Annotated in this window: 22 protein-coding genes; 8 read left to right on the top strand and 14 right to left on the bottom strand. The window is 56.5% G+C overall.

Features of this window, described 5'->3' with window-relative positions; genetic code table 11:
* Positions 1–29 precede the first annotated feature (29 nt).
* The 8 genes from ENTMO_RS0112240 to sad all read right to left on the bottom strand — a co-directional run bounded on the left by ENTMO_RS0112240 (position 30) and on the right by sad (position 8,864).
* Entirely contained in the window at positions 30–1,481 is a 1,452-nt protein-coding gene (locus ENTMO_RS0112240) for a tagaturonate reductase (RefSeq protein WP_010431142.1), read from the bottom strand.
* A gap of 116 nt (positions 1,482–1,597) precedes the next feature.
* Positions 1,598–2,125 carry a GNAT family N-acetyltransferase gene (locus tag ENTMO_RS0112235; protein WP_010431138.1) on the bottom strand — a complete coding sequence of 176 codons (528 nt, stop codon included), beginning with the start codon at positions 2,123–2,125 and terminating at the stop codon, positions 1,598–1,600.
* Positions 2,126–2,202: 77 nt separating this feature from the next.
* Positions 2,203–3,168 (bottom strand): sensor domain-containing diguanylate cyclase, encoded by a 966-nt coding sequence (locus tag ENTMO_RS0112230; protein ID WP_010431137.1) that lies wholly within the window; start codon positions 3,166–3,168, stop codon positions 2,203–2,205.
* Positions 3,169–3,221: 53 nt separating this feature from the next.
* Positions 3,222–4,214 carry a sensor domain-containing diguanylate cyclase gene (locus ENTMO_RS0112225; protein ID WP_029485079.1) on the bottom strand — a complete coding sequence of 331 codons (993 nt, stop codon included), beginning with the start codon at positions 4,212–4,214 and terminating at the stop codon, positions 3,222–3,224.
* A 204-nt stretch (positions 4,215–4,418) separates the two neighbouring features.
* Positions 4,419–4,775: a DUF4186 domain-containing protein gene (locus ENTMO_RS0112220; RefSeq protein WP_010431133.1), complete on the bottom strand. Its 357-nt coding sequence runs from the start codon at positions 4,773–4,775 to the stop codon at positions 4,419–4,421.
* Complete coding sequence (glsB, locus tag ENTMO_RS0112215; RefSeq protein ID WP_010431130.1) at positions 4,775–5,701, bottom strand: glutaminase B; 927 nt, start codon at positions 5,699–5,701, stop codon at positions 4,775–4,777. The genes ENTMO_RS0112220 and glsB overlap by 1 nt, the downstream gene beginning before the upstream one ends.
* A 62-nt stretch (positions 5,702–5,763) precedes the next feature.
* Positions 5,764–7,353 carry a methyl-accepting chemotaxis protein gene (locus ENTMO_RS0112210; protein WP_029485078.1) on the bottom strand — a complete coding sequence of 530 codons (1,590 nt, stop codon included), beginning with the start codon at positions 7,351–7,353 and terminating at the stop codon, positions 5,764–5,766.
* Positions 7,354–7,475: 122 nt separating this feature from the next.
* Positions 7,476–8,864, bottom strand: coding sequence for a succinate-semialdehyde dehydrogenase (gene sad, locus ENTMO_RS0112205; RefSeq protein WP_010431128.1), 1,389 nt, complete (start codon positions 8,862–8,864; stop codon positions 7,476–7,478).
* A gap of 99 nt (positions 8,865–8,963) precedes the next feature.
* On the opposite strand from sad, the gene ptrR reads away from it, so the two are divergent.
* Positions 8,964–9,842 (top strand): putrescine utilization regulator PtrR, encoded by an 879-nt coding sequence (gene ptrR, locus ENTMO_RS0112200; RefSeq protein ID WP_010431127.1) that lies wholly within the window; start codon positions 8,964–8,966, stop codon positions 9,840–9,842.
* Here the strand turns inward: ptrR and ENTMO_RS0112195 are convergent.
* From ENTMO_RS0112195 to dtnK, 4 genes are all read right to left on the bottom strand, one after another.
* Positions 9,796–10,278 (bottom strand): GNAT family N-acetyltransferase, encoded by a 483-nt coding sequence (locus tag ENTMO_RS0112195; RefSeq protein ID WP_010431126.1) that lies wholly within the window; start codon positions 10,276–10,278, stop codon positions 9,796–9,798. The genes ptrR and ENTMO_RS0112195 overlap by 47 nt on opposite strands.
* A gap of 71 nt (positions 10,279–10,349) precedes the next feature.
* Positions 10,350–11,111, bottom strand: a complete 762-nt coding sequence (locus ENTMO_RS0112190) for a DeoR/GlpR family DNA-binding transcription regulator (RefSeq protein WP_010431125.1) — start codon at positions 11,109–11,111, stop codon at positions 10,350–10,352.
* A gap of 1 nt (position 11,112) precedes the next feature.
* Entirely contained in the window at positions 11,113–12,099 is a 987-nt protein-coding gene (locus ENTMO_RS0112185; RefSeq protein WP_010431123.1) for a D-threonate 4-phosphate dehydrogenase, read from the bottom strand.
* Entirely contained in the window at positions 12,092–13,309 is a 1,218-nt protein-coding gene (dtnK, locus tag ENTMO_RS0112180) for a D-threonate kinase (protein WP_010431122.1), read from the bottom strand. The genes ENTMO_RS0112185 and dtnK overlap by 8 nt, the downstream gene beginning before the upstream one ends.
* 173 nt (positions 13,310–13,482) lie before the next feature.
* Between dtnK and ENTMO_RS0112175 the strand changes: the two genes are divergently transcribed.
* The 6 genes from ENTMO_RS0112175 (at position 13,483) to ENTMO_RS0112150 (ending at position 19,333) form a co-directional block, all read left to right on the top strand.
* Positions 13,483–14,628: an iron-containing alcohol dehydrogenase gene (locus tag ENTMO_RS0112175; RefSeq protein ID WP_010431121.1), complete on the top strand. Its 1,146-nt coding sequence runs from the start codon at positions 13,483–13,485 to the stop codon at positions 14,626–14,628.
* 17 nt (positions 14,629–14,645) lie between these two features.
* The gene (locus tag ENTMO_RS0112170) at positions 14,646–15,530 is read left to right on the top strand and encodes a dihydrodipicolinate synthase family protein (RefSeq protein ID WP_010431120.1); all 885 of its coding nucleotides are present in this window, start codon (positions 14,646–14,648) and stop codon (positions 15,528–15,530) included.
* Between the two features lie 76 nt (positions 15,531–15,606).
* Entirely contained in the window at positions 15,607–17,019 is a 1,413-nt protein-coding gene (locus tag ENTMO_RS0112165) for a sodium:solute symporter family protein (RefSeq protein WP_010431119.1), read from the top strand.
* A 1-nt stretch (position 17,020) separates the two neighbouring features.
* Entirely contained in the window at positions 17,021–18,187 is a 1,167-nt protein-coding gene (locus ENTMO_RS0112160; protein ID WP_010431117.1) for a sialidase family protein, read from the top strand.
* A complete protein-coding gene (locus ENTMO_RS0112155) occupies positions 18,184–18,654 on the top strand; it encodes a YhcH/YjgK/YiaL family protein (RefSeq protein WP_010431115.1) in 471 nt (156 codons plus the stop codon). Before ENTMO_RS0112160 ends, ENTMO_RS0112155 begins: the two co-directional genes overlap by 4 nt.
* A gap of 1 nt (position 18,655) precedes the next feature.
* Positions 18,656–19,333 carry an SDR family NAD(P)-dependent oxidoreductase gene (locus ENTMO_RS0112150; protein ID WP_010431113.1) on the top strand — a complete coding sequence of 226 codons (678 nt, stop codon included), beginning with the start codon at positions 18,656–18,658 and terminating at the stop codon, positions 19,331–19,333.
* Here the strand turns inward: ENTMO_RS0112150 and ENTMO_RS0112145 are convergent.
* On the bottom strand, positions 19,330–20,121 hold the full coding sequence (locus ENTMO_RS0112145) for a PhzF family phenazine biosynthesis protein (RefSeq protein ID WP_010431110.1): 792 nt from the start codon (positions 20,119–20,121) through the stop codon (positions 19,330–19,332). The two genes, ENTMO_RS0112150 and ENTMO_RS0112145, sit on opposite strands and share 4 nt — an antisense overlap.
* 19 nt (positions 20,122–20,140) lie before the next feature.
* Positions 20,141–20,929, bottom strand: coding sequence for a PhzF family phenazine biosynthesis protein (locus ENTMO_RS0112140; protein ID WP_010431108.1), 789 nt, complete (start codon positions 20,927–20,929; stop codon positions 20,141–20,143).
* A gap of 171 nt (positions 20,930–21,100) precedes the next feature.
* Here ENTMO_RS0112140 and ENTMO_RS0112135 point away from each other — a divergent pair, with 171 nt between their 5' ends.
* Positions 21,101–22,297, top strand: a complete 1,197-nt coding sequence (locus tag ENTMO_RS0112135; RefSeq protein ID WP_010431106.1) for a sugar transporter — start codon at positions 21,101–21,103, stop codon at positions 22,295–22,297.
* Positions 22,298–22,306: the final 9 nt, after the last annotated feature.

The following is a 22,306-nucleotide window of genomic DNA, read 5'->3' as shown; positions in this document are numbered from 1 at the left end:
ACATACCCGACCGAAGCCGGGTAACCGTGTTAGCAAAGTGGTTTTACCGCTTCACGCATCCCCTGATGAAGGATGGCATCAAGATCTAACGTAACTTGTTCTACCAATCCCTTCACCTGCGTCAAATCCTGCTCCCAGTGATTGCTTTCACTCAGCACCGCTTCCACCAGTGAACGGGTATAGATCTGCTTATCGTGGTGCTGTGCCCAGAGTTGCTGATAGCGGGTCAACCAGTGCGCATCATCCTGTACCGGATAGCGTTCGCCATGACGTTCACCCCGGTAAAACGCAATCAACGCGGCCAGCGCAAACGTCAGACGCGCGGGTAATTGACCCGTCGCCTCCTGCCCCGCCAGCAGCTGCGGCAGGATACGCGTGCGGTATTTGGTCATCCCGTTCAGGGCAATCGACAGCAGCTGATGCTTGATGTAAGGATTACGGAAACGGCCCGTCACCGCACTGGCGAACGACTCCAGCTCTTCGCGCGGCAAATCCAACACAGGAATAATTTCCTCGTAAATCGCTTTTTCGACGAACGCACAAATCTCAGCATCGTTCATCGCTTCACCAACCGTATCCAGACCAGCCTGGAAGGCTACCGGTACCAGCGCGGTGTGCGACCCGTTCAGGATAGCCACTTTGCGCTCTTTGTACGGCTTAATGTCATCAACGATGAGCACGTTCAGCGGGAATTTATCCAGACGCAGCTCGGCGGCAAGTGATTTTGGCCCCTGAATCACGAACAGATAGAAATGTTCAGCGGTATCGATAAATCCATCGTGATAGCCAAGCTGAGCTTCCAGCGATGCCACTTCATCACGCGGATAACCGGTAACGATACGGTCAACCAGCGTAGAGCAGAAGCTATTGGCGTCATTCAGCCACTGGACAAACGCCTGCGGCAACGCCCACTCCCGCGCATAGCGCAGCACCAGTTCGCGGAGTGCTTCACCGTTGTAGTCAATAAGCTCGCACGGAATGATAATCCAGCCTTTGTCCGCTGCGCCGTTAAAGTGGCTAAAGCGCTCAAACAGCAGTCGCGTCAGTTTCGCCGGATAGCTTACCGCCGGGGCATCGTCGAATTTGTCAGCGGCGTGATAGCTGATACCGGCTTCCGTGGTGTTCGAAAAGACAAAACGCATATCGGGGTTGTGGGCCAGCGTCAAAAACTCATCATATTGATCGTAGACGCTGATTTCACGGTTAACGGAGCGGATAAGACGCGCATCGCTTACCGCCTCGCCCTTCTCATTCAGACCCCGAATGATGGTGGTGTACAAACCATCCTGGGTGCTGAGCGATGGCGGGAAATCGCTCTGGATCGGGCGAACAATCACCACACCGGCATTAAGATCGGTATGCTCGTTTAACAGGTCGATTTGCCAGTCAACGAACGCACGTAAGAAGTTACCTTCGCCAAACTGAATGATACGTTCAGGGTAGAGAGCACCGGGGAAATCACGTCGGTTGAGTGTGTTCACATTGGGGTCCTTTTCGATTAGTCATACAGCCTGATAATATTGGTGTAATAACTTATCAAACCTTTCAGACCAGAACCCCTGTTTGGATCAACTCATCAGGCAATTGTGAAAAATAATCATAAGAATTTATAGAAAATGGATGTTGCGGTCATCTCGCCATCAGGCATCAAGGCATAGCGCGGGATCTCTCCCACTTTTTGCCAGCCCGCCCGCTGGTAAAAGCTCTCCGCGCCGCTACCGGTGGAGGTATCCAGTACCAGAACCGATAGCCCTTTTTCGCGCGCCATCACCTCAAGGGTCTCCATCAGCGCCATTGCCGCCCCTTTACGGCGGGCCTTTTCGTGAACCAGCAGTTTTGCGACATCCGCGCGGTGCGGCTGATTTTCCGGCTGATCGGTGATGAGCTGTACCGTTCCAATAATGCCGTCCTGCTCATCAACGCACGCCAGTACGGTACGCTCATGACGGCCAACGCTTTCAGCAATCCCGCGCCAGAACGTGCGCGCTTTGTCGTGACTAAAAGGCAGCATAAAGCTGACGGATGCGCCGCCGTTAACACAGTTTTCGAGGATATCGGCCAGCGCATCGATGTGGGACAGAATGTCGTCCCGGGAGAGGGTTTTAATATGCAGTGGAGAGTTCATGTTTTGTCCTTTTAATGAATCTCTCCAGATTGCTATTAACATTTCCGTAACGCAATAACCTAATACATAGGATTTCGTTATCTCTCAGTATGCCTCTGCTGTTTCATGGAATACATTTTCCGATCGGCATTTTTAAGCCACTGCTGAATATCGTTGCTGTTATGGTCGAACTCACTCAAGCCCCAGGAGAAATGCAGCGACCAGGGGTGCAGTTGACGCGCGTTATAGCTCTCTACCTGTTCGATCAAATACTGCATGGCGATCCAGGCGCCCTGCTCATCCGTATCGGCAAACAGCACCGCGAATTCGTCACCCCCAAAGCGAACCAGCAGATCGGCCTCGCGGAAAGAGGCCTTCATGAGGGAAGCCATCGCTTGCAATGCCTTGTCGCCCTCCTCGTGGCCATAACGATCGTTGATCTCTTTAAAACGATCGAGATCCAGCCATCCCAGGGTTAGCGGCTCCGCCCGACGTCTGGCGACAGAGAGGGTGAAACGAACAAACTGGTTAAAGCCGCGGCGATTGTATAAACCGGTGAGTTCGTCGGTGGTTGCCGCGCTGACTGCGGCAAATTCATCTTCCGCCAGCGCGCCCAGGTCCCCGAGTACGGCGAGATCCGCCGCGGAAAATTCACGTGGCGCGAAATCGATTAGGCACAGAGACCCAACGCTCGCCCCGTCACGCAAGCGCAGCGGAAAACCCGCGTAGAAGCGAACCCTTGGGTCCCCTGCCACCAGCGGATTATCGGCAAAACGGTCGTCCTGAAGCATATCACTCACCACCAGCGGCGCTTCGCTGAGGATCGTGTGACCACAAAAAGAGAGATTGCGCGGAACGGTGTCAGGTGCCTGTCCGTCGGCGGATTTCACAATAAGTGAATGTTCATCAATGAGATTGACCATCGCCAGCGGCACCTGGAAAAAACGTTTAGCCAGACGCGTCAGCCGGTCAAATGCCACGGAATTGTCGATTTCAAGAAGGCCAGACTCGCGCAGCGAGTTCAGGCGTTCTGTTTCATTAGCGGGGGTTACAGGTGCTTTCATAACGTCTCCTGACGCTTTGCGTTATTAAAAGCGTAGCTTAAACAGAGACATTGTCAGTGTGCGAATATTCTGTTCTTGCCTTCACGCTTGGCATGGTAAAGGGCACTATCGGCGGCCTGCAGCCAGTCGGCCACGCTGCTTGTGTCTCGCGTTGCGCAGGCGATACCGATACTGAGGGTGCAATGCACGGCCTCTTGCGCCACATCCTTCATTACTGCCGCCGCGTCCATAATGCGGGTAGCCACAATCTGGGCCTCATCCACGCTGGTATCCGGGAGCAAAATGACAAATTCATCGCCCCCCAGACGCGCTGGGGTATCTGTCGGGCGCGTGGCCAGATGCAGGATCTTCGATACCGTTGCCAGCATCGCGTCGCCCACCTTATGGCCAAAGCGGTCATTTACCTCTTTAAAGTTGTCGATATCAATAAACATCAAAGTAGATTCACGGCACGTCTGACGAAGTTTATTCAGTTCATGATCGATGCGTTTTTCCAGCAGACGACGGTTGGCGATATCCAGCAGCGGATCCATCATGGCGATCCGCTCCAGCTCGCGGCTTTTTATCCGTAAACGCTGCGCAATACTGTCAGTCAGCATGCTCATGGCCAGCATGTAGATGGCGATCAGCGGTAAGGTGGCAAACATTGTCCGCTGGGAAACAAACCCGTCTACCTCCATCCCCTGCGTCAGCCAGGTCACCAGGAATACGCCCAGCATCAGAGCGGCGGCCTTTTTCAGCAGCGTAATACCGCCTGCAGAAAGCCTGTCTGAAAGCAAAATGGTCGCAATCACGACTGACGTAAGCGGATTAACCGCGATCATCGCGATCCAAAAGCCCCCTGCACCTGCATCCAGCACCAGGTGCTGGTGCTCGGTCGCCAGGGGCGTCGGTGAACGACGCGCCCGCAGCCAGGCCACCGTTGGCCAAATAAAGGCATTCGCCCCTAGCAGGATCATCAGCCAGACCGAGCGATGGTGTTCAATCAATACGGACAGAACAGGAATAAAACAGAGAAATGTGCCAAGTAAACGCATGAGATACATACGTTTGACAAACCGACGACCAGGTAAGCGAGGCTTGGGACTAAGTTTGTCAGTGGCATTCATACTAAGATTTTTCCGATATGTTTCTTGCGGTATCTTATTGAGCTTAAAAATACCTAGCAAGCAATTTATCTTTTAATCATATATATCAAGGCCGCTTTCTCCCTGCATGGGGATGAACAACAGGATAATTCTACGTCTGCGTCATGCATTCATTTGTATGACCAGCCAGTGATGGATCACGGTGACGATATAGTGCTGCTGCTGCGCCGTAAGCTCGACATCCTGCGGAATGCTGTGCCATTTTGCCAGGCAGCCACGACAGCACGTGGCAGTGGCGTGCTGAGCAATAAACACCGGATGTCCACGCATTGGCGTTTGCTTACCGTCATTCGCGGGATGAGCCGGGGCAAGGCGCTGAACAACAAAATCCGCCGCATGGCGATCGATGGTCTCAGCCCCTTTTTCCCAACAGTATTGCCGCTCTTTCGGCCCCAGTCGAAAGCGCGACCGAAACGTCGAACGCGACAGGCGCGCAAATAACGGATCCAGGTTCGACATCAGTAAACCGAGCGCCCCAGCCGTTGGGTCAATCGTTCCAGTACCGCCACACCTGCCAGTGAATTTCCCGTTTCATCGAGTTCCGGACTCCAGACGGCAATCGCCATCTCGTGGGGAACGATGGCCACAACCCCGCCGCCCACGCCGGATTTTGCCGGTAAGCCGACACGCCAGGCGAACTCACCGGCATTCTGGTACATCCCGCTGGTTGCCATCAGGGCGTTCACCTGACGGGCCTGCATCGGCGATACCACCTCCTGATCGAGATGCGGTGCATGCCCCTGATGCGCAAGGAACAGGAACGTTTGCGCCAGTTCAACACAGTTCATTTCAAGCGCACAGTAATGGAAGTAGTTTTGCAGAACCGTCGCCACATCGTTGTGGAAATTGCCAAAGGATTTCATCAGCCAGGCTATCGCCGCATTGCGCGCCGAGTGCTCAAACTCCGAGCGCGCGACCACCGGATCGTAGGCAATGCTCTGCACGCCAGAAAGCTGGCGCACGATTTCGAGCATTCGCTGACGAGGCGCGCTGAGGCGGCTTTGCAGCATATCGCACACCACCAGCGCCCCGGCATTGATAAAAGGATTACGCGGTTTACCCTGTTCCATTTCAAGCTGCAGCAGCGAGTTAAACGGCTGGCCGGAGGGATCTTTCCCCACACGTTGCCAGAGCTCGTCTTCTTCATACTGACGCATTGCCGCCACCAGGCTCAGCACCTTTGAGATGGACTGAATCGAGAATCGCTCGGTCGCATCACCGGCCTGGAAACGCTGTCCGTCTACCGTGCATATGGCGATACCCAGCTTATTACCGCTGACCGAGGCCAGCGCCGGAATATAGTCGGCAACCTTCCCCTTTCCGATTAACGGTCGGACCTGCGCCAGAATTTCGTCCAGCATCTCATTATGGATAACCGCAGCCACACTTTGCTCCTTGCCCTCAGGCTAAAACGGGCTGCGAGTATAACAGAGGCTGATATATTGCGTCAGGCAGGAAGACGAAAACGCGAGACGGCTTCCAGCAAATTATCGGACTCCTGATGCAAACGCGCAGAGGCATCCGACGCGTCAGACACCAGCGCATCCGTCTGCCGCGATACCTGATTCAGGGCGTGAAGCTGGCGAGTCATCTGATGAATACTCTCCCCCTGGCTCAGCGTGGCGTCTGAGATGTCATTCAGCAGGCTGCTTAAATTCGCCACCAGCCCGATAACCTGCTGCAGGTTATCTTCCAGCCGGTTAACCGCTTTTGAGCCATCATGAATCCCCTGCAAAGAGTGATTGATCAGCGCCTGAATGGTCTGCGTAGAATGACTGCTTTTGCGGGCCAGCAGCCCCACCTCGCGGGCGACCACGGCGAAACCGCGTCCCTGATTGCCCGCATGTGCCGCTTCAATGGCCGCGTTCAGGGCAAGAATATTGGTCTGGAACGCCACGCTGTCGATCATCGCTACGATCCCGCGCATCTCAGAGGATCGGTCAACGATCGCCTGCATGGAGGCATTCACCGTTGACATCATCTGGTCGCCGCCTGCCGCAGCCTGACGCGCCTCATCTGCGCGGGCGCTGGCCAGTTTCGCATAGCCGGTATTGCCTTCAACATGCGTTTCCAGCGCGGCGATATTCGCCGTGACATCCTCAAGCTCTTTCGCCTGACGTACAGACTGCTGATACAGCTTCTGATTCCCCTGCGCCAGGGAGCCAATGTTCTCGACCATCGAGGTCGTGGCGTGGCTGACCTGCGATACCAGCTGCAGTAGCCCATGCTGCAGGGTATTAACACTGCCGCTGAGCTGACCCATCTCCCGGTTGAAGCAGGCTACACCTGGCGGTGTACCGGACAGATCCCCCGCAGATAGCTGGTTGATATGTGCAATCAACCGACGCAGCGGCGTAATAACCCACTTCGCCATCCCGAACCACACCAGAATGGCAATCACCAGCAGAACGACGGGCGCAAACAGGAATAGCGTTTGCAGGCCTGAAAGCTGCGACACCAGCGTCTGCCGCCCTTGCAGGGCCTGTTTCTCGCTCAGCTGCTGGTAACGCGCATAGTTATCATTAAAGTCGGTCTGAAACGCCTGGGCGGGAACAGCAAAAAAGGCATCAATGGCGTTCGTTTTAATCAGCCCTTCCGCCTGCTCTTTAATGGCACCGTAGAAAAGCTGGTAGCTGTTCACCAGCGCCTCGTCTTTCGCCGGATGGAGTGCCAGCCACGCCGTCCATGCCTGATGAGAGTCGTCCAGCGCCTTTTGCGCCTCGTCCATCAGACTGTGCCAGCTCCCTTCCGAGCCGGTCTCCTTATCCTGCATAAACCAGACGCCGGAGCGGTTAAGCAAATCGCTTGCGGCCAGCAGGGAAACGCGCGCCTGATCCAGCTTGCCCTGCTGCTGATACGCCAGCTGGTTATGCTGTTCGTTGCGCTGGGCCTCTTTCAGAGAGGCGGTGAGCAGAAGCGTGGAGGAGAGTTGCAGTGTGGAGAAAAGCCCAATAATACAAAAAATGCCGGCCAGCAGACCAAATTGACGGGGGATGACGCGCTGCGCAATACGGCGAAAAATTTGCGTTAGGTTCATAATTTTCTTCTGTAACAATACGTTAGACGCGAGCGAGTCTACGAAACGAAAATGACAGAACCATTGCAGATACATGACAACGGCCCTCGTAATGAGGGCCGTAATCACAGATGGGCGATAAATTACACGCGATCCTTCCAGACCGTCTGCACGTTACAGAACTCATGCAAACCGAAATGTGAAAGCTCACGACCGAAGCCGCTCTTCTTCACGCCGCCAAAAGCCACGCGGGCATCGCTGGCGCTGTAGCCATTGATAAACACCCCGCCGCACTCCAGCTCGCGAGAGAATGTCTCCGCCAGCGCGTCGTTTGCGGTAAAGACCGTGGCAGACAGACCAAAGTCACTGTCGTTAGCCAGCGCTAAAGCATGCTCCGCATCCCTGGCGATCGTAATCGCCGCCACCGGGCCAAACAGCTCCTGGCGGAACGCGGTCATGTTCGGGTTGACGTTGCCGAGCACGGTTGGCGCATAGTAGTTACCCTCACCAGCCAGTTTCTCTCCGCCCAGCAGAAGGGTCGCCCCTTCTGCCAGGGTGGCCTGCACCTGCTGATCCAGTTCATCACGCAGATCGAAGCGCGCCATCGGGCCAAGATAGTTCTCTTCCGTCTCCGGCGAGCCCATCTTCAGCGCCGCAACCGCGTCGACAAAGCGTTGGGTAAAGGCATCAGCCACCCCCTGTTCCACGATAAAACGCTTCGCCGCCGCGCAAACCTGTCCGGTATTTTGATAACGCCCCGCCACTGCGGCTTTCACCGCCAGATCCAGATCGGCATCGTTCAGGACGATAAAGGGGTCGGAACCGCCCAGCTCCAGCACGCATTTTTTAAGCGCCGCGCCCGCCTGAGCGCCAATTGCCGCCCCGGCACGCACGCTGCCAGTGACGGTAATCGCAGCGATACGGCGGTCGTTAATGGCCTGGCTGACGCCGTCGTTGGTGGCGTTTACCCAGCCAAATACGCCCTGAGGAAAACCGGCATCGGCAAAAATCTGCGCAATCAGATCCGCGGAGCCGAGCACGTTCGGGGCGTGCTTCAGCAGGTAGCTGTTCCCCGCCAGCAGAATGGGAACCGCGCCGCGCAGCACCTGCCAGAGCGGGAAGTTCCACGGCATTACCGCCAGAATCGGTCCCAGCGGACGGTACTCGATGACAGCGTTGTGATCCTCGACCAGCGTGGGTTCAGCATTCAGCATTGCCGGGCCATGTTCGGCATACCAGTCGCACAGGCTGGCAGATTTAGCCACCTCGCCGCGCGCCTGCAGAATGGGTTTACCCATTTCGCGGGACATCATCCGCGCCATCTCTTCACCCCGGTTACGCAAAGCCGCGCCCAGATCGCGCAGCTTCTGCGCGCGATGGGAAACGCTTTCGCGACGCCACTGGCGAAAGCCCGTATCGGCCTGGGAAATGGCGCGTTCTACATCGTCGGCTGTCGCCCAGGGATACGTGGCCAGGGTTTCGCCCGTCGCCGGGTTAACAGAGCGTGCATGAGTAGCAGATGAAAGGGTCATGATGTTCTCCTCGCAATAACAGTTGATTCATTGTGGCCCACTCTGCTATTTCTTAAAAATGAATAATACTGACCACCTTATTCACGAATCGAGAACGCTATGGACTTAACTCAGCTTGAAATGTTTAACGCCGTCGCGCTAACCGGCAGCATCACCCAGGCGGCGCAGAAGGTGCATCGCGTGCCGTCGAACCTGACCACCCGCATCCGCCAGCTTGAAGCGGATCTCGGCGTGGAGCTGTTTATCCGCGAGAACCAGCGTTTGCGCTTATCGCCAGCCGGGCATAATTTTCTGCGCTACAGCAGGCAGATCCTGGCGCTGGTAGACGAGGCGCGGATGGTCGTGGCCGGGGACGAACCGCAGGGGCTGTTTGCCCTCGGCGCGCTGGAGAGCACCGCCGCCGTGCGCATCCCGGAGAGCCTGGCGCAGTTTAACCAGCGCTATCCGCGCATTCAGTTTGCACTGTCCACCGGGCCATCCGGGACGATGATTGATGGGGTACTGGAAGGTACCCTGAGCGCCGCATTTGTCGACGGGCCGCTATCCCATCCGGAGCTGGAAGGGATGCCGGTTTATCGGGAAGAGATGATGCTGGTGACGCCCGCCGGGCATGCTGAAGTCTCAAAAGCCACCCAGGTCAGCGGCAGCGATGTTTACGCTTTTCGCGCGAACTGCTCCTATCGCCGACATCTGGAAAGCTGGTTTCACGCCGACAGAGCTACGCCGGGGCGTATTCATGAGATGGAGTCGTATCACGGCATGCTCGCCTGCGTGATTGCCGGGGCCGGCATCGCATTAATGCCCCGATCCATGCTGGAGAGCATGCCGGGGCACCATCAGGTTGCAGCGTGGCCGCTGGTGGAAAACTGGCGCTGGCTCACCACCTGGCTGGTGTGGCGACGCGGGGCAATGACCCGTCAGCTTGAAGCCTTTATAGCGCTGCTAAACGAACGTCAACCACCAGCGCCTTCTCCATAAACAGGCTCAGCGGGTCTTCGACGTACGGGGCAAACGCCGGACGCAGTTCGTATCCGCACTGCTGATACAGGCGGATAGCGGCATGCTGTTTGATCCCCGTCTCAAGCCGGACGGTATGGCATTCCCGGCTCAGGGCTTCATCTTCAAGGGCGGCCAGCAGCTTTTCCCCAAGATGTTGTCCCCGATGCGTCGGGTCGATATACACCCGCTTCATCTCTCCCGTCCCGTCACCGTTCAGCACCACGGCGCCACACCCTACGGCATTGAGCTGTTGGTCGCGAATAATCATTAAAATGAGCGACGCGTCCGGCAGATTAGCCAAATCGAGCAGGTGGTTGCTTTCGGCGGGGTAAAGTTCGCTCTGATAGCGGTCAAGGGCCGCGATCAGATTAAGGATGTCGGGATGACGGGCAGACTCAGAGGTGATGGAATACATGGCAGGCTCCTTGCTATTTTTCTTTTAACATAGCGCAGACCTGCCAGGGGGCTACATAGTATTAACTTATGTCATGAGGCCAGCGTCAGTTGGACATCAAGCGCCCTCAGCTCGGCCTGTGTCGTCTCATCCAGCCTGCTGTCCGTGACGATATCCGTCAGAGTATGCAGATGTGCCACGTTAAACAGTGACCAGGCGCCGTACTTTGAACTGTCTGCCAGCAGTACGCGGCGCTTAGCGTTGGCGATCAAATCGCGTTTTAATGCCGCCTTCTCTTCCGTTGGCGAGGTGATCCCTCGGGTCATATCCCAGCCGTTACAGCTGACGAAAGCCACGTCCGGCCATACGTTTTGCAGCAAGCGACGCCCGTGTTCACCGATGCACGACTGGCTCGAATCGTCGATACGTCCACCAATAATCGTCACTTCGATTTGCCTAAATTCCGAGAGAAACAGCGCAATATGCAGGTCGCTGGTAATGACGCGCAGCGGCAGGGGCGTCAGTTGACGCGCGAGTTCAATCATCGTGGTGCCCGCATCCAGCACGACGGCATCTCCCGCCTTAACAAAGCTGGCCGCCACACTGGCAATAGCATGTTTCTCCGCCAGACTCCTCTGCATTTTTTCGTGCGTCGTGGGCTGGGAAGGAATAAACCGGTTAAGGGTAACGCCGCCGTGGGTACGGCTAATGACGCCCTCCTGGTCGAGCTTAATCAGGTCGCGGCGGATGGTCGCCGGTGAGGCATCCGTGATTGCCACCAGCTGATCCACCGTCACCAGATTATGCCCTTTCAGGTAATCCATTATCTGCTCTAACCGGTTATATCCCTTCATATCATTCCCGTGTAATTTGCATAGCCAACTGTATAGACACCGTCATGCTCTCAGACTTCGCTTTGCCGGTCCACGCAATATCGAACGCGGTGCCGTGGTCTGCAGAGGTACGGATAAACGGCAACCCGGCGGTGATATTCACCCCGTCATAGAAGCCGAGTAATTTTAACGGAATATGCCCCTGATCGTGATACATCGCAACGACCATGTCATACATTCCTTCGTGGCATTGCATAAATACCGGATCCGGCGGACAGGGTCCTGTGACGTTTAGCCCCTGCGCTTTCATCGCCTCGACGGCGGGGCCGACAATCTTGATCTCTTCATCACCAAACAGGCCGTTCTCACCCGCATGCGGGTTCACACCTGCAACTGCAATGCGCGGATGATCGATTCCCACACGCTTCAGGAAGGTATCGGCAATACCGATCACGGTTTTTACCCGATCCTGACTGAGCGTATCAAGGAATTTGCGCAGCGCGATGTGGGTGGTGATGTGAATCACCTTGAGTTGATCGGTATACAACACCATGGCGTAATCTCTGCTGTCGGTCAGATGTGCCAGCAGTTCCGTGTGGCCCGGATAGTGATGTCCGGCCAGATGCAGAGCCTCTTTATTGAGTGGCGCCGTTGCAATTGCCTTTACCTCACCCGCCATCGCCAGTTCGGTGGCTCGCTTCACACAGCGATAAGCCAGATCCCCGGCCTGAGCCTGAACAACCCCCGGCTTTAACCCATCAGGATCCGCCAGCGGTTCGTCCAGCACGTTAATCACACCTGGCGCGAACTGCGCATCGCTGACTTTCTCAATCACACGCATATCGGCTTGCGCGGTGATCCCTTGCTTAAGCACCCGCTGTAGCGTACGGGCGCAGCCCACCACGACAACAGGTGAACCCGATAACTCGCCGTCAGTAAGGGATTTGATGATAATTTCCGGGCCAATACCCGCCGGGTCACCCATGGTTACAGCAATAATATTAGTCACTCATTCTCTCCTCGATAAAATGCAAAACCTCACGCAGCGTCTCTTCCTTTCCGAAGCCCCCTGCTTTGGTCATCACCGGCCGATGCCAGGCACAACCCATAAATCTGCCGTAAGGTACGCAATGTGCAATACGTCCCGTAATCTCAAAACCTTGTGCCTCAAGCGCGCTGGCAACGGCCATCGCCACATCGCCACCTGAAACGTACAGCGCATCCGGTGCCTGCTTTTCCAGCACTTCGCGGGTCAGCGTTCCCAGATAAGTACAAATCTTTTCACCCAGCGCCGCGCGGGTCATTCGATGTTGGCTGCAAATATCCTCAACGCGATGTCGGGACTCCCGATCCGAACAGGTCTGCACAATGCAGTGATGACCCGCCTGAAGCGCCTGAATTATTCGGATGAATGCGTCTGCCGTTGTGCCGTTAAGCATGTCGTTAACATCAATGAACACCCGCGACACGCCAGGTGCGTTAAGCGCAAACGCAATCTGACGCTGCGCGATTTCACTCATCGAGCCAACGACGGCCAGCAGCTGTTTGCGCCGGACCGGCGCAAGATGGCGCGCCAGCGCATCGCACAACCCGGCCGATCCCACCAGCAGCGGCGTCTGCTCGCAGGTCAGCGCGGCGGCAATAACGGCATCCAGCTCACCCTCCGTCTCTGCATCCACAATCAGCACGCCATCCCCTTGCGCCAGCGCAGTTTCCAGGTCGTGTACGGTCACGGATTTGCCCGCCAGTCCGAAGAAGAGATCAACAATGTCAGCAGAAGGCACCGGCGTTTTCGGGTCGCTGGCAAATTCGGTTTCATTTACCGGGATACCGTTAACCAGACACTGGCCGTGCCGCGTAATGCGCCCGGCTGCGGGATACGCTGGCGCAATGACGATCTGCCGTTTACCGCTCAGTGCCTGAAGGGCTGCGGTTTCAGCGCCCACGTTCCCGCGCAGCGTGGAATCAACCTTTTTAATCAGCCACCGCGCGTTCACGACATCCACCCCGAGCCGCGCAATTTTTTCAGCCGCCTCTGATGCCCCCAGCGCCCGTGATTCGGTATTGATAACCAGCGCATCAGTGGGTTCAGTAGAAACTGTCTGGAACGCCACGCAGACCTTTTTCCCGCGAAGCGCCAGGCTGACGCCCGCATCGTTTGCGCCGGTAAAGTCATCTGCGACGACCACCACCTCTCTGTATAGATTGTTTTTTTTCATCCCCACTCCGGGTCCGTTCATCCTGTTAATGATTATATTCAATCATGACTGATTATATGTGAGCAAGATCAAGTTAATCAGTTTGCGAATAAATTATAAATTTAGCCACACGATGACCATAACTGATCTCATTTGAGCGAAATCAATCATGACCACCTGGACAGGAGAAGAATGTGGTAACCATCAACAGCACAATTATCAGCGGCGCTGGCGCTATTCCCGCCATCAGACCGCTGCTTCACGGTAAAGCGCACATTTTACTGGTCACAGACGGCAATATTTCACGTCTGGAGGCAGCAAAGCAGATCCGGACCCTTCTTGAAGAGGACAATCGCAGCATCACGATTATTGATAACGTGCCGCCGGAACCTTCGCACCACGATGTCAGCCAGGTGCTCGGCGGGTTAACGTCTTGCAAGTTCGATTTGATCGTGGGGATCGGGGGCGGCAGCGTGCTGGACGTCGCAAAGTTACTCTCCGTACTGTGTCATCCTCAGTCCCCGGGGCTGGATACCCTGCTAGCCGGGACAAAACCCGCAGCGCGGATTTCCTCCTTGCTGATCCCCGCTACGGCCGGTACTGGCTCCGAAGCCACGCCAAACGCAATTCTGGCGATACCGGAACAGAATACGAAAGTGGGGATCATCTCCCCCGTGCTGCTGCCGGATTACGTTGCGCTCCTGCCTGAACTCACTACCAGCATGCCCGCGCACATCGCCTCGTCGACGGGTATTGATGCGTTGTGCCACCTGATTGAGTGTTTCACGTCAACGGTTGCCAACCCGGTCAGCGATAACGCCGCGCTGACGGGACTGTCTAAGCTGCTGAACAACATTGAAACAGCCTGCGCCGAACCGGGTAATCTGCTGGCGAAGCTGGAGATGCTGTGGGCGTCTTACTACGGCGGGGTTGCCATTGCGCATGCAGGCACGCACCTGGTTCACGCCCTTTCCTATCCTCTCGGGGGGAAATATCACCTGCCGCACGGCGTGGCTAACGCCATTCTGCTGGCACCGTGCATGCGCGTAGTGCGCCCCCATGCGGTGACAAAGTTTGCTCAGGTCTGGGATCTCGTGCCCGGCGCGGATACCACCCTGTCGGACGAGGACAAATCCCACGCGCTGGTGACGTACTTTGCGGCGCTGGTTCGCCGTCTCAACCTGCCGGATAACCTTGAGACGCTGGGCGTACCGCGAGAAGACATTGCTTCCCTCAGTGAGGCCGCGCTTAACGTTAAACGCTTAATGAATAATGCCCCCTGTCAGCCAGACCGTGACGAGGTGCAGGCAATCTATCGGACACTGTTTCCCCAACATTAATATCGAAGGAGTGAGAAATGCGTAACACCATAAAGGGCGTACTGACGGCTATCGTCACCCCCTTTGACGCGGACGGCGACCGGAACTTACCGGGACTCACACGGCAGATCGCGCGTCAGCTGGATGCCGGTAATGGCATCTTTTGCTGTGGGACCAACGGCGAGTTTTTCGTGCTAAGCGAAGAAGAAAAAATTGCCGTCACCCGGCACTGCGTTGAAACCGTGGCGGGACGCGCGCCCGTTGTGGCCCATGCAGGAGAAATATCTACCCATCAGACCATCCGTCTTGGCAAACAGATCGCCTCACTGGGTGTGGATGCCGTATCGGTCATTACCCCTTACTTTGTTCCCCTAAAGCAAGACGAGCTAATCACGCACTATACGGCTATTGCCGATGCGCTGAGCGTGCCGATTTATCTCTACAACATTCCAGCGAGAACCGGTAACACCATTGAGCCAGACACCGCTCGCGCGCTGGCGGAGCATCCCAATATTATCGGTATTAAAGACAGTGCCGGTAGTTACGAGAGCCTGAGCGGATTCCTCAATGCGGTGAAAGACATTGACGGATTCGACGTGCTGAACGGCCCCGATTCGCTGATCCATCAGGGCGTTGTCGATGGCTGCTCCGCCTGTATTTCCGGACTGGCGAACGTGGCACCGGCGGCCATTAACGCCATCTGGTCACGCTTTAATGCTGGTGACATCGACGGTTCCCGCCGGGCTCAGGAAAGCGTCACCCAGCTTCGCACGGAGTTATACAGCGTCGCGTTTTCCCCCGCTGCAGTCAAAAAAGCGCTGCAGATTATGGGAGAAGACGTTGGAGAAAGCCGATACGCCGTGGCGTTTAACGCGCAACAGCTGCAACAGATACGCCAGATAGTGACAGCGTCACTGAATTAACCGGCGTCAGTTTCGTCAATAAGAATACCGGGTGCCTGAGGTGCCCAGGATTCACTCGCCCTGAAGAGAGGCAAAGATGAATAATTTTACCGCTGAAGATACCCTAATCATTGTCGGCATAGTGATTGTCTACATTCTGTTCACGACCTGGCTAACCTTCCGGATCCGCAGTAAAAACTCCGGTGATTTCATGGAAGGCTCCCGCGCAATGCCAGCATTTATTGTCGGGATCCTGCTCATGTCTGAATATATCGGCGCAAAATCCACTATCGGCACGGCGCAGGCCGCGTTTGAAGACGGGTTTGCGGCCTCCTGGTCCGTCATCGGTGCGGCGATTGGCTTTCCGCTGTTTGGTCTGTTGCTCGTCAAGCGCATCTATAACACCGGGAAAATCACCATCTCCGGGGCCATTGCCGAAAAGTACGGTAACAGCACCAAAAATATTATCTCCATCATCATGATCTACGCCCTTCTGCTGGTTAACGTAGGGAACTACGTCAGCGGTGCGGCGGCCATCTCCACCGTATTGAAGGTCAATTTGCCCGTTGCGGCGTTTATTACCGCTATCGTCAGCACCTTCTATTTCGCCTTTGGCGGCATGAAGGGTGTGGCGTGGGTGACGGTGCTGCACAGTGCGCTGAAATACTTCGGCATTCTGGTCATCATGGGCTTTGCGCTGTCTAAGACGGGCGGCTTCGCGCCAATGGTTGAAAACATGCCGGACTTCTACTGGACCTGGGATGGCAATATCGGCGCGTCGACCATTTTCGCATGGCTCATCGGCACCATTGGTTCCATCTTCTGTACCCAGTTTGTGATTCAGGCCATCTCCTCCACCAAAGACGTGAAATCGGCCAAACGTTCAACCTGGGTCGCGTTCTTCTTCTGTCTGCCGATTGCGCTGGCCATCGCGGTAATCGGCGTGGCGGCTAAATACCTGCACCCGGAGATTAACAGCCTGTATGCGATGCCGATTTTCCTGCAGGACATGAACCCGTGGCTGGCCGGTCTGGTCACCACCTCTCTGGTGGCGTCTATTTTCGTCAGCGTCAGTACCGTTGCGCTGGCTATCGCCTCCCTGGTGGTTAAAGACTTTTACGTGCCGATGCGCAACCCGACGCCTGAGCAGGAATTTAAGGCCACCCGCTGGATCTCCCTGCTGATTGGCTTCCTGCCGCTGATTTTTGTTCTGCTGGTGCCTGAAGTCCTGAAGCTCTCGTTCTTTACCCGCGCCATTCGCCTGTCGATTTCCGTGGTGGCCGTTATCGCCTTTTACGCCCCGTTCTTCCGCAGCACCCGTGGGGCTAACGCTGGCCTAATTGGTGCCTGCGTCGTCACGTCGGTCTGGTATCTGCTTGGCGATCCGTTTGGTATCAACAATATGTATATCGCTCTGCTGACCCCAGCCGTCATCATGGTGATAGAGCGGCTCATTCCGGGAAAAGCGAATGCAAAAGCGCCCACCCCTGCAGAAAATAATGGAGTTTGATATGTCTGTAACCGTAACCCGCGACGGGATTGTTCGTCCGCACCCGCAGGACATTCACATGGAGACAGCCATGCTGCCTTCCTCTTGCCCACAAAACCATGCCGCAAACCTGCTGCCGTTGCCGGATGGCGCGCTGATGTGCGTCTGGTTCGGGGGGACGCAGGAAGGGATTGCGGATATCTCCGTATGGGGTTCACGCCTGACACAGGGCAGCCAGCAGTGGAGCGATGCGGTTAAACTCTCGGACGACGCGACGCGCTCTGAGCAAAACCCGGTCCTCTTCCTTGCCCCGGACAACGTGCTGTGGCTGCTGTGGACCGCCCAGATTTCCGGCAATCAGGACACGGCGATTGTGCGCTATCGCCAGTCACTGGATTTGGGCCAAACCTGGGGCGAGATTGATACTCTTCTCGATAAACCGGGCACCTTTATCCGCCAGCCGATAGTGGTACTGGAAAACGGCAACTGGCTGCTACCGGTGTTTTACTGCCGTACACGGCCGGGGGAGAAATGGGTAGGTAACGACGATATCAGCGCGGTGAAAATCTCGGAGGATCGCGGAAAAACCTGGCGTGATGTTGTGGTGCCCGAAAGCCTGGGCTGCGTGCATATGAATATTACCCCGCTTCACAACGGCACCCTGGTGGCGCTGTTCCGCAGCCGCTGGGGGGACAATATTTATTACAGCCAGTCAACGGACGGCGGCGAAAGCTGGTCCGTACCGGAGACGACGGCGCTACCCAATAACAACTCCTCCATTCAGGTAACGACGCTTTCGAGCGGTGAACTGGCGCTGGTGTTCAATCACATGAGCGCCGCCGGTGCGCTTGAGCGCCGGGCGTCTCTCTACGATGAAATTGATGATGGTGATGACCGTAAAGAGCCGGTCGTCACCCGCGGTCGTGCTGCCTTCTGGGGTGCGCCGCGTGCGCCGATGACCGTCGCCATTTCGCCGGACGGCGGGAAAAGCTGGCCGTGGCAGCGTAACCTGGACGAGGGGGATGGTTACTGTATGACCAACAACTCCATGAAAAAACTCAATCGCGAATTTTCCTATCCCAGCATCAAACAGGGATCGGAAGGCAATATTCATATCGCTTACACCTACTTCCGTCAGGCCATCAAATACGTGCGGGTGACGCCAGAATGGGTCAAGGGGCTAATATGATTATTGGGCATCTCAACGCCCTGCCACTGGCAGGGCTACCGTCGGCGTTATACGCCCTGCTTTCCCGCCCGGAGTGCACGCTCCCGGCTCTTATGGCGCGCGCGGATGGTCGCTGGCAACCGGAGAATAGCGAATGGTTTTGCCATATCGGGCCTGCCAGGACGCAGCCGCGTATCGAGCGGCACACGGAGTACCATCACCAGTGGGCAGATATTCAGGTTCTGTTAGCAGGCGAAGAATATATTCACGCCGGAGCACTTCCCATCGGGCGGCCGGGTGATGAAGAGCGCAAGCCAGATCTGTTTATTGCCTCCACCGCTGAACACAGCGTCGCTATCCGTCTCGGCGCGGGTGATTTTGCCGTCTTTTACCCTGGTGAGCCCCATCAGGCGCTGTGTGCTGCCGTGTCGCCCATGACCGTGCGCAAAGCGGTATTCAAAATTCCCCGCACGATGCTGGAGGTATGAGATGCGCCATGCTGTCGTTACCGGAGCCAGCTCGGGCATTGGTGAGGCGATCGTTAAACGTCTGCTGGCTGAAGGCTGGCAGGTGACCGGACTGAGCCGACGCCCCGTCACGCTGGAAACGCCCAGCTTCACCAGTCTGAGCCTTGATATCAGCAAGCCTGATGCGCTGATGGCCGTATTGCAGCCCCTCCCTCCGCCTCACGCGGTGATCCATGCTGCCGGAATGATGGCTGCCGCGCCTCTGGGGCTGCTGGAGTCTGCTACCGGTGACGCGCTCTGGCGGTTGCACGTGCAGGCGTGTGAAGTACTGTTTAACCACTTCGCACCCCGCATGGCGTCCGGAGGACGGTTGGTGGCGATAGGCAGCAGAACGTCACGCGGCGCAGCCGGACGTTCCCAGTATGTTGCCACCAAAGCGGCAATGGTTGGGATGATCAGAAGCTGGGCCGCCGAACTGGCCCCACGAGGGATTACCGCGAACGTGGTCGCTCCCGGAGCCACCCAAACGCCAATGCTCAGTTCGCCGGGGCGGGAAACCTCCCCGCCGAAATGTCCGCCGTTAGGGAGGCTTATCAGGCCAGAAGAGGTCGCCGGGTTGGTCAACTTCCTGTTGAGCGAAGAGGCCGCCGCCATTACCGGGCAAGAGATTGCGATCTGCGGCGGCGCATCGCTCAGCTAGCGCAAAAAGATCCGTCCTTTCAGATACAGCGTCGCCTGCCCGCCAATCATCACGCGGTCGCCCTTTAACTCGCAGCGCAGATCCCCGCCACGGGCTGATACCTGGCGGGCATTCAGTGACGTTTTACCCAGTTTTTCGCTCCAGTACGGAATCAACATGCTGTGCGCCGATCCCGTCACCGGATCTTCCGGCACGCCTTCGCCCGGACAGAAGAAGCGGCTGACAAAGTCATACGAGTCCCCCGGTGCCGTGACGCAGACCATTTTATCCAGCGGGATCATTGCCGCGATATCCGGCGTTAAGGCTTCCACCTGCTGCTGGCTTTCCAGCACTACCATGTAATCGCGCCCTGCGCGGATCTCTTGTGCACCGCTGATGCCCAGCGCGCTAAAGAGTAACGCGGGCGGATTGTCGACAACCTCCGTCGACCATGCCGGGAAATTGAGCGTCAGCCAGTCTCCGTTGCGCTTCACCGTCAGGTCGCCAACAAAACGCGTCGAGAAGGTGATTTCGGTATGCGGGTAGTCGAGATATTCAAAAATGACGTGGGACGCCGCCAGCGTCGCATGTCCGCAGAGGTTAATTTCATCAAGCGTGGTAAACCAGCGCAGCTCAAAGCCGTTATCCGTACGCACGAAGAAGGCCGTTTCCGACTGGTTATGCTGCTTCGCCATGTTGAGCAGCGTCTCATCCGGAAGCCACTCTTCCAGCGGGCAAACCGCCGCCGCATTGCCACCGAACGCCCTGTCGCTGAAGGCATCTACCAGATAAAAATCAATTTCCTGCATGGTCTCTTCCTCTTTTTTTCTAGCGCAGAAATACTGTGCCTTTCAAATATAATGATGCCTGGCCGCTCATCATCACGCGCGAGCCTTTCAGTTCGCAGCGCACATCACCGCCACGGGCCGAAACCTGGCGCGCAAACAGCGTCGTTTTTCCCAGCGTTTCACTCCAGTAAGGAATGAGCATCGTATGCGCAGAGCCGGTGACAGGATCTTCAGGTACGGCAACCCCTGGTGAGAAGAAGCGGCTGACGAAATCGTACTCACCCTCCCCACGCGCGGTGACGGCAACCTTGTGTTCACCTGGCGTCATCGCGGAATAGTTTGGCGTCACGGCTTCCACCTGCTCACGATTTTCCAGCACCACCACCCAGGCGCGTCCCTTTCGGGCCTCAACGTAGCGGTTGATCCCCAGCGCGGCGAGCATCTCTGGCGGCGGGGTCAATTCCTGCGTCGGACTGGCCGGGAAATCGAGCGTTATCCAGTCACCTTCCCGGCTGACCGTCAGGCGGCCCGAGGCGGTCTCAAAGTGAATGCGCGAATCCGGGTAGTCCAGCTCGTTAAACAGCACATACGCAGTGGCAAGCGTCGCGTGTCCGCAGAGATTGACCTCGGTTAAGGTGGTAAACCAGCGCAGCTCAATCCCGCCTTTACTGCACACGAAGAACGCGGTTTCGGACTGGTTATGCTGCTGCGCCATGCTGAGTAACGTCTCATCCGGTAGCCATGCCTTAAGCGGGCAAACCGCCGCCGGATTGCCACCAAATGAGGTATCACTAAACGCATCTACCAGATAAAAATCAATCTCCTGCATCGACTTACCGCCTGTTATCGTTATGTTGTTCTTTATCTTCACGGAAAACCTCGCCCGCCGCTACCGCTGTGGCACGGTAAATTTTGTGATTTAGGTCACATTATGGTTGAGTTTTCGCCGTTTAAAGCTTTAAGATCGTCTCCTCATCGTTAATCAATCCCAGACATCTTTATGACAACAAACACGGTTTCCCGCAGGGTCGCGTGGCTACGTGTGGTCACGCTCGCCATCGCTGCGTTTATTTTCAATACCACTGAATTTGTTCCGGTTGGGCTGCTGTCTGACATAGCCGACAGCTTCCAGATGGAGACGGCGCAGGTGGGCATTATGTTGACCATCTACGCCTGGGTGGTGGCGCTGATGTCGCTGCCGTTTATGCTGCTGACCAGCCAGATGGAGCGGCGAAAGCTGCTGATTGGCCTGTTTGTGGTCTTCATCGCCAGCCATGTGCTGTCATTCATGGCGTGGAATTTTACGGTGCTGGTCATTAGCCGCATCGGTATTGCCTTTGCCCATGCGGTGTTCTGGTCGATTACCGCGTCGCTCGCTATTCGCCTGGCACCAGCGGGGAAACGCGCGCAGGCGCTGAGCCTGATTGCCACCGGTACCGCGCTGGCGATGGTGCTCGGCCTGCCGATTGGCCGCATTGTCGGGCAATACTTCGGCTGGCGTACCACCTTCTTTGCCATCGGCATGGGGGCGCTGATCACGCTAGTCTGCCTCATCAAGCTACTGCCAACATGGCCGAGCGAACATTCCGGCTCGCTAAAAAGCCTGCCGCTGTTGATGCGTCGCCCGGCGCTGATGAGCATTTATTTGCTTACGGTGATTGTGGTAACCGCCCATTACACGGCCTACAGCTACATTGAGCCGTTTGTGCAGGTTGTGGCGGGCTTTAGCGCCAATTTCGCCACGATTCTGCTGCTGATTCTGGGCGGCGCGGGCATTATCGGCAGTATTTTGTTTGGTAAGCTCGGCAACCAGCATGCGTCTACGCTGGTGAGCAGCGCCATTGGCCTGCTGCTGGCGTGCCTGCTGTTGTTGATGCCTGCCGCGGGCAGCGAAAGCCATCTGGCGATCCTCAGCCTGTTCTGGGGCGTAGCAATCATGATTATCGGTCTGGGCATGCAGGTGAAAGTGCTGGCGCTGGCACCGGATGCCACGGACGTCGCGATGTCGCTCTTCTCGGGAATTTTCAATCTGGGGATTGGGGCGGGCGCGCTGCTGGGAAATCAGATTAGCCTGCACGTGTCGATGTCGGCGATTGGCTATCTGGGGGCGATCCCTGCGCTGGTGGCGCTTATCTGGTCGCTGCTGATCTTCCGTAAATGGCCGGTGGCGCTGGAGGAACAGGGCCAGCACGGGTGAGGTTTGTTT

This window comes from Enterobacter mori LMG 25706, from assembly GCF_000211415.1.
Lineage (GTDB): Bacteria > Pseudomonadota > Gammaproteobacteria > Enterobacterales > Enterobacteriaceae > Enterobacter > Enterobacter mori.
Note: the sequence above shows the minus strand (reverse complement) of the source record. Positions and strands in the feature narration are given on the sequence as shown.